This window comes from Streptomyces cinereospinus, from assembly GCF_042430725.1.
GTDB lineage: Bacteria > Actinomycetota > Actinomycetes > Streptomycetales > Streptomycetaceae > Streptomyces > Streptomyces cinereospinus.
In genome coordinates, this window is sequence record NZ_JBHMCY010000015.1 from 119,032 (window position 1) to 126,744 (window position 7,713).

The window sequence follows — 7,713 nt, forward strand, 5'->3', positions numbered from 1 at the left end:
CCCGGTGCGGGGCGTGTCCGCCTCCGCGGGAGGCACGCCCCGCACCCCCTAGCCGGCACCGCCTTTCCCACGCCCCTAAGGACACCCATGAACGGGACACAGGACCCGCATGCCCAGCCAGTCGTCCGCCTCGAATCCGTCAGCCGCCTCTACGGCGGAACGAAGAACCGGGTGACGGCACTCGACAACGTCAGCATCAGCCTGGAGAGGGGTACCTTCACCGCCGTCATGGGCCCCTCCGGATCGGGTAAATCCACCTTTCTGCACTGCGCCGCAGGTCTTGACCGGCCGACGTCGGGGTCCGTGCACCTGGACGGGGTGGACCTCGCCTCGCTGCGTGAGAAGTCCCTGACCAAGTTCCGCCGCGAGCGCATCGGCTTCGTCTTCCAGGCGTTCAACCTCCTTCCGGCGCTCAGCGTCGTGGACAACGTGACGCTGCCGCTGCGCCTGGCGGGCACGCGCCCCAAGAAGGCCGTCGTCAACGAAGTCCTCGAGCAGGTCGGTCTGTCCGACAAGCGGCGCAGCCGTCCCGGTGAGCTGTCCGGTGGTCAGCAGCAGCGCGTCGCCATCGCCCGGGCGCTCGTCACACAGCCCGCGGTGATCTTCGGCGACGAGCCGACCGGCGCCCTGGACACGCGCACCGCCGCCGAAGTGCTCACGCTGCTGCGGCAGGCCGTGGACGTGGTGGGGCAGACGATCGTGATGGTCACGCACGACCCGGTGGCCGCCGCGTACGCGGACCGGGTCGTCTTCCTCGCCGACGGCCGGCTCATCGGCACGCTCGAGCGTCCGACGGTCGAGCAGGTCACGGAGCAGATGCAGAAACTGGGCACGTGGAGCAACCCCTTCGCGATCCAGAAGCCGGAACACGGGGTGCGTCGGTGATCCGGATCGCGCTGCGCACCCTGCGCTTCCACACGGGCGGCTTCATCGCCTCGTTCGTGGCCCTGTTCGTCGGCGCCGTCATCATCATCGGCTCCGGCGGGCTCCTGGAGACCGGTATCCACAACGCGGCGCCGCCGCACCGGCTGGCCGTCGCACCGATCGTCGTCACCGGCGACCAGCGCTACGAGTACACACAGCAGGAGCTCGTCTTCCCCGAGCGGCTCCACATGGACGCCGGATGGGCGGACAAGATCGCGAAAATATCGGGCGTCGAGGCGGCGGTACCGGACCTGTCGTTCCCGGCGGCTCTCGCCGAGGGCGGCCCGGTCACCGGTCACGGCTGGTCCTCCGCCAGGCTCTCCCCCTACCGGCTCACCGACGGTACGGCTCCCGGCGCGGACGGCCAGATCGTCCTGGGCGAGAACCTGGCGGACCGCGCGGGACTGAAGTCCGGTGACCGGATCCAACTCCTCGTCCACGGTGCGCAGAGGAGCTACCAGGTCTCCGGACTCGCCACCGGTCCCGACGACGGCGAAGACGTCTTCCTCGCCGACGCCGAGGCCGCCGAGGTCGCCGACCGCGTCGGCACGACCGACAACATCGGCGTCTTCCCGGCCTCCGGCGCGCACACCCAGGAGGTCGCCGCCGCTGTCCGCGAGCTCGTCGACGGCTCGCCCGTCACCGTGCTGACCGGGGACAACCGCGGCCGCGCCGAAGACCCGGACGTGGTGGCCGACGGCAGCGATCTGATCCCGCTCGCCGCCGCGTTCGGCGGTCTGTCGGCGATGGTCACCGTGTTCGTGGTGGCCAGCACGCTCGGCCTCTCCATCCAGCAGCGGCAGCGCGAGATGGCGCTGCTGCGCACGATCGGTGCGACACCGGGGCAACTGCGCCGCCTCGTCCTCGGCGAGACCCTGTTCCTGGCGATCGTCGCCACCGGCCTCGCCACCTTCCCGGGACCGCGCTTCGGACACTGGCTGCTGAACGCATTCGCGGACGCGGGCGTCGTACCGGAGTCGATCGCGTACCGGGCCGGCTCGGTGCCGTTGATCGTCGGGGTGGGCACGGCGCTGCTCACCGCCATCGGCTCGGCGTACATCGCGGCGCAGTCCGCGGCTCGCACCAGGCCGACCGAGGCACTGGCCGAAGCGACGCTGCAACGTCGCTGGTTCAGCGCATTCCGGCTGATCCTCGGGCTGCTGTGCCTGGCCGGGGGCGCGGCGCTCGCCTGGGGCACCGCGGGCTCGGCGGGGCCGGACGCGGCCGGGGTCGCCACTCCGGCGGCGATGGTGTGGGCGGCGGCGTTCGGTCTCCTCGGACCCGTCGTCGTACGCGCCATGGTGGCCGTGCTGCGCCGTCCTGTCTCCAAGGTGTCCGGGCTCGCCGATGAACTCGCCGCGCACAACGCGCGGGCGCGCACGGGCCGCCTAGCGTCGGCCGTGATGCCGGTGATGCTGGCGAGCGGTCTGGCGGTCGGCCTGATCTACATGCAGACCACGCAGTCCGACGGTGCCCAGCGGGCGTTCGACGAGAACCTGCGCGCGGACGTCGTCGTGACATCGGCCTCCGGTGGTCTGCCACTCGGCCTCGTCGACATGATCCGCCGGCAGCCGGGGGTGGCGGCGGCGTCCGCGCAGATCCCCACCACCGGTTACCTCGAGCCGGACGAGCCGATGCGGCCGAGCGAGGGTGAGGACACGGGCCCACAGCCCACCGAACTGTCGATGCTGGGAGTCACGCCCCAGGGTCTGGACCGCACGACCGCGTACCACGCGGCGGCGGGCAGCCTCACCGCCCTGAACGGCGACTCCGTGGCGCTGCCCGCCACGTACGCCAAGGACCGTGAGCTCGGCGACCTGGTCCCGATGCGGCTCGGCGACGGTACCCGGGTCAGGCTGAAGCTGGTCGCCACAGTCGACGGGAAGCGCGGTTACGAGACCGCGCTCGTTCCGGCGTCGGTACTCGTCGGGCACACGGACGGCGGGCTCGTCCCGCAGATCCTGGTCAGCGCGGCCGCCGGCACGGACCCGGCCCGACTGAGCGCGTCCCTGTCCACGCTGGCCAAGGAGCAGCCCGGACTCCAGGTGACCGGAAGGGAGGTCCTGGAGGCGGCGCAGGCCGACGCGGACGACACACAGGCGTGGATGGCGTACCTGGTCCTCGGAGTCGTCGTCGGCTACGCCACACTCGCCCTGGTCAACACGCAGGTGCTGGCGACGACCGAGCGGCGCAAGGAGTTCATGCTGCAACGTCTCATCGGGGCCACGCGCCGCCAGGTCCTCCAGATGATGACGGTCGAGGCGTCCCTGGTGGCCCTGGCCGGCATCATCCTCGGCCTCCTGGTCGCCGGCGCGACGCTGGTGCCACTGAGCATAAGCGTCCTCGGCACCGCGCTGCCCGGCGGCTCACCGTGGGTCCTCGTCGCGGTGGTGGCCGGAGCGGCGGCGCTGACCCTGGCGACGACCCTGCTGGCGGCGGGGGCGGTGCTGCGGGGCCGGCCCGGGGACATGGCCGGAATCGAGGAGTAGCGGCGCACCCGCACCCCGCTCCGACGCCGTCGGCGGTGCCCGGCACGGAAGTCCGTGCCGGGCACCGCGTCGCGGGTCCACGGCGTGAACACCGCGGTCTGTGTGCGTGGCGCGCCGGGGCAGGACCGCGGCGGCGTGCGGAGGGCCTGCCCCGGCGCCGGGGCGGAGGGCTCGGCCGCGCTTCAGGCGGCCGGAGTGGTGCGTGCCGCCAGGTCGGTCACCGGGCGCGGGTCGCGGTGGCGCACCGCCGCGCCGGCCGGGCGGCGGCGGGCCGGGCCCCCCGCGGCAGCCGGTTTCGCCGGGCGGGGGGAGATGCCCTTGAGGAGGGCGACGCCGAGGGGGGTCAGGGTGTGCAGCACCGTGTTGCGGATGCGGCGGGTCGTGATGAGGCCCGCCCGGCGCAGGACCGCGGTGTGCTGGCTGGCGCCCGCCGCCGAGATGCCGAGCCGGTCCGCCAGCTGGCTGGTGGTGCAACTGCTGCGCAGCGCGTGCAGCGCGGCGGCCCGGGTCTGCCCGACCAGGGCGCCGAGCGACTGGCCGCTGTCGTCCGGCTCGTCCCACAGTCCGGCCGCCTGGTGGGTGTCGGGCGGCGCGGCGAAGGCGAGCACGACCGGGCCGTTCTCGTCGAGGCGGCGGGTGACCCGGCCCGGCCGGTGTGCCAGGAACACGGACGGAGTGAGCACCAGACCGCGCCCGTCGAGGCGGATGTCCTCGTCGGGGCCGTCGTGGATCTCCAGGACCGGAGCATGCCAGGTGATCTTGGAGTGCAGGGTGGTCAGCAGCAGTTCCACCCCGCCGGCCATCAGTACGCGGCCGCGGGCCTCGCACTCGGCCTCCAGATAGGCCCGCACATGCTCCCAGTACGGCGCCACGGCGACCCGCCACACCCGCGACAGATCACCGGCCGCCGGGTGGAAGGGCGGACCGGGCGCGTTCCGGGCGGCGCAGGCGTCGGTGCTGACGCAGCGACCACTGCGTTCGATGAGGTCGATCAGCCCGTCGAGTCCGGGAGCGGCGCTGCCGCCGGTCAGCGGCAGCGGCCACTGGGTCAGCCGCTCCCCGACCTGGCTGCGCCAGCGGGCGAACGGCGCACCGACGCCGCGCCCGAGCAGCCCGTACGCGAAGGCGCTCTCCACGAGCGGGCCGGCAGTCGTCCTCAGCCGGACCCGAGCGAAGTCAGCAAGGGTGAAGTGGATTCGTTGCATAGTGATGCCCCCGTGGTCGCGCTGCCGGCCGGCAACCGCCGCTCAGGTCGACTTGCCGGAGAGGGAGATGAAGACGTCGTCGAGGGTGGGTCTGCGCAGGGCGAAGTCTGCGACGTCGACGCCTGCCCGGCGCAGCGCCGCCGCAGCGGTCTCGATGCTCTCCATGCCGTCGCTCAGGACGATCGACACGGTGCCGTCGACGAGGTCCACCGACGGCTCGCCGGGGGCGACGCGGCGCAGCGCGTCGGCGGCCGACGCCACGCTCTCCGGCCGGGTGAGGGACACGTCGAGCCGCTCCTCACCCGCTGTGCGCTTGAGCTCCTCCGGGGTGCCCTCGGCGATGACACGGCCGGTGTCGATGACCGCGATCCGGTCGGCGAGGACGTCGGCCTCTTCCAGGTACTGGGTGGTCAGGAGCACGGTCACCCCGTCGGCGACCAGTTCCTTCACCGCGTCCCACAGCCGGGAGCGGCTGACCGGGTCGAGGCCCGTCGTCGGCTCGTCGAGGAAGAGGACGGACGGCCTCGCCACCAGGCAGGCGGCCAGGTCGAGGCGGCGCCGCATGCCGCCCGAGTACGTGCGCGCCGGGCGGTCGGCGGCGCCGGTCAGCTCGAACCGGTCGAGCAACTCGGCCGCCCGGGCGCGCGCGCCGCCCCGGCCCAGGTGGGTCAACGTGCCGATGAGGACGAGGTTCTCCCGTCCGGTGAGCATGTCGTCCACCGCGGCGTACTGTCCGGCGAGCCCGATGCGCCGCCGTACCTCGGCCGGTTGGCGCACCACGTCGTAGCCGGCGACCCGGGCCCGGCCGCCGTCCGGTTCGAGCAGGGTCGAGAGCATTCTGACGGTGGTCGTCTTGCCCGCCCCGTTCGGACCGAGCAGGCCGAGCACGGTGCCCGGTGACACCGTCAGGTCGACTCCGCCGAGCGCCTGCCGTCGCTCGTACCGCTTGCACAGGCCCTCGGCCTCGATCGCCCATTCCAGCGCTGCCACCGCTGCTCCTCCGCCCCGACTCGGCCGGGCTCGTCAGGCGGCCGGAGCGTCGGCGGACGAGTCGCGCAGGCTGCGCGGGCGCAGGTCGGTCCAGTGCTCCTCGACGAAGGCGAGCGCCTCGTCGCGCGAGGTCTCGTCGAGGGCCACCGTCCAGCCGGCGGGGCGCTCCGCGAAGGAGGGCCAGAGGGAGTGCTGGCCCTCGTCGTTGACCAGCACCAGGAAGGTTCCGGCCGGGTCGTCAAAGGGGTTCGCCACGTCACACACTCCAGGTCGTGTCGGTTTCGATCGCCGGTTGTCGTCCACCGGACTCATCGAGGATCTCGACCCGCGCTGACGAAACGCTGACCACTCACTGATGTGCGCCGCGCGCGACCTGGTCGCGGTGAGCGGCCGCGCCCGTTCAGGCCGCGCGCGACCTCGTCGCCGCGACGTCCCGCTTGCCGTTGGCGTTCACGACGATCTCCGGCACGGTGTGCACGGCCTCCGGCACCAGGGCCGAGGGCAGCACCGCCGTGAGCGCGGAGCGGACGGCGTCGGCCAGGCCGTCGGTGCCGCCCGCCGCGACAGGCCGTACGAACAGCTCCAGCGTGTCGATGGGGCCGCGCACAACGTCGAACAGCGCGTCGGCGACACCCGGCACGGACAGCACGTGGTGGCGGAGTTCGCCGAGCTCGATCCGGTGACCGTTGACCTTCAACTGGTCGTCCCCCCGCCCGAGATAGAGCAGCGTGCCGTCGGGCCGCAGCTCCACCATGTCACCGGTGCGGTAGGCGCGCCCGGCCGGGCCGCCCAGCTCGGCCTCGTCGATGAACCGCTCGCCCGAGGGCCGCGGGCCCAGATAGCCGGCCGCGACGGCTCGTCCGGCGATCACCAGTTCGCCCGGGCCGCCCTGCGGCACCGGACGCAGCTGGTCGTCCACGACGTACGCCCGGGTGTTCCACGCGGGTCGGCCGATCGGCACGGTCGGCGTCGCGGGCAGCGTCGTACGGTCGAAGGAGAACGCGCAGCAGCCGATGGTGGTCTCGGTCGGGCCGTAGTGGTTGACGAGCCGGACCCCGTCGAGGCGGTCGCCCAGGGAGGCGATGAGCGCCGGGTCGAGGCCTTCGCCGCCGAACATCAGCAGCCTGGTCACCCGGTCGTAGCGGGGCGGCTGCGCGAGGACGTCGAAGAAGCGGGCGTGCGAGGGAGTCATCTTCACGAACGTGTACTTCTGCGGGCGCTCGCCGAACAGCGTCTCCTGGTCCCACAGCCCGGCGACGGTCACGACGGTGCGGCCCTGCGCGAGCGGCACCCACAGCGACGTCATCGCCAGGTCGAAGCCGAGGCTGCCGAACAGAGGGCTGCCTGCCCCCTCGCAGCCCACCAGCTCGCCGCACCAGGACGCGTAGTTGGCGAGCGAGGCGTGCGGCACCCGGACGCCCTTGGGGACGCCGGTCGAGCCGGAGGTGAACACGACGTACGCGATGTCCTCCGGGCCCGGCAGGGTGGCGCTCCGGTCGGGGGCGTCGGCGTCCGGCAGGGCCGCGACGTCGATGAACGGGACGGGCAGGGCGGGCAGTCCCCCGGCCGCGTCGGGTCCCGAGTGCAGCAGCGCGGTGGGAGTCGCGCCGGCGAGTACGGCGGCGGTGCGCTCGCCGGGGTGCTCGGGGTCGATGGGCACGTAGGCCGCGCCGAGCGCCATCACCGCGAGGGCTCCCGCGACGGTGTCCGGGGTCCGCGCGGCGATGAGGGCCACCCGGTCCCCCGCGACGACGCCCGCCTCGTCCAGCGCGGCAGCCACGACGAGGGCCCGTCGCCACAACTGCCGGTAGGTGAGCGCACGGTGGGCCGAGCGCACCGCCACGGCGTCGGGCCGGGTCCGCACGTGCCGTACGACCATGTGGACGACGGACGCCTCCGCGACGGGGCGCACCGCGCCGGACACCGAGCTGGGGTGGGGTACGTGGACCATGACGGGGCTCCTGGGTGGGGACGGGTCGAGGACGTCGGCGCGGACTTCCGGACGGTCGCCAGCGTAGGAACGGTGCGGCCGCCCGGACCACGCTCTTAATACTCCAGTCTGACTTCGCGATCTTGTCGCGGACCCGGCTGGGAACGGGTACGGC

General features: G+C 73.3%; 5 protein-coding genes and 1 pseudogene. 2 read left to right on the forward strand and 4 right to left on the reverse strand.

The window, feature by feature from the left end:
• Positions 1 to 87 precede the first annotated feature (87 nt).
• Both ACFF45_RS10765 and ACFF45_RS10770 read left to right on the forward strand, forming a co-directional pair.
• Complete coding sequence (locus tag ACFF45_RS10765) at positions 88 to 885, forward strand: ABC transporter ATP-binding protein (RefSeq protein WP_381345139.1); 798 nt, start codon at positions 88 to 90, stop codon at positions 883 to 885.
• Entirely contained in the window at positions 882 to 3,413 is a 2,532-nt protein-coding gene (locus ACFF45_RS10770) for an FtsX-like permease family protein (protein WP_381345142.1), read from the forward strand. Before ACFF45_RS10765 ends, ACFF45_RS10770 begins: the two co-directional genes overlap by 4 nt.
• A gap of 182 nt (positions 3,414 to 3,595) precedes the next feature.
• Here ACFF45_RS10770 and ACFF45_RS10775 read toward each other — a convergent pair whose 3' ends face one another.
• From ACFF45_RS10775 to ACFF45_RS10790, 4 genes and pseudogenes are all read right to left on the reverse strand, one after another.
• The gene (locus ACFF45_RS10775; RefSeq protein WP_381345145.1) at positions 3,596 to 4,618 is read right to left on the reverse strand and encodes an ArsR/SmtB family transcription factor; all 1,023 of its coding nucleotides are present in this window, start codon (positions 4,616 to 4,618) and stop codon (positions 3,596 to 3,598) included.
• Positions 4,619 to 4,660: 42 nt separating this feature from the next.
• Positions 4,661 to 5,527 (reverse strand): annotated as a pseudogene (locus ACFF45_RS10780) (ATP-binding cassette domain-containing protein); the annotation flags it as partial.
• A 114-nt stretch (positions 5,528 to 5,641) separates the two neighbouring features.
• A complete protein-coding gene (locus ACFF45_RS10785) occupies positions 5,642 to 5,863 on the reverse strand; it encodes an MbtH family protein (RefSeq protein WP_381345148.1) in 222 nt (73 codons plus the stop codon).
• Positions 5,864 to 6,008: 145 nt separating this feature from the next.
• Positions 6,009 to 7,559, reverse strand: coding sequence for an amino acid adenylation domain-containing protein (locus ACFF45_RS10790; RefSeq protein ID WP_381345150.1), 1,551 nt, complete (start codon positions 7,557 to 7,559; stop codon positions 6,009 to 6,011).
• Between the last annotated feature and the right edge of the window lie 154 nt (positions 7,560 to 7,713).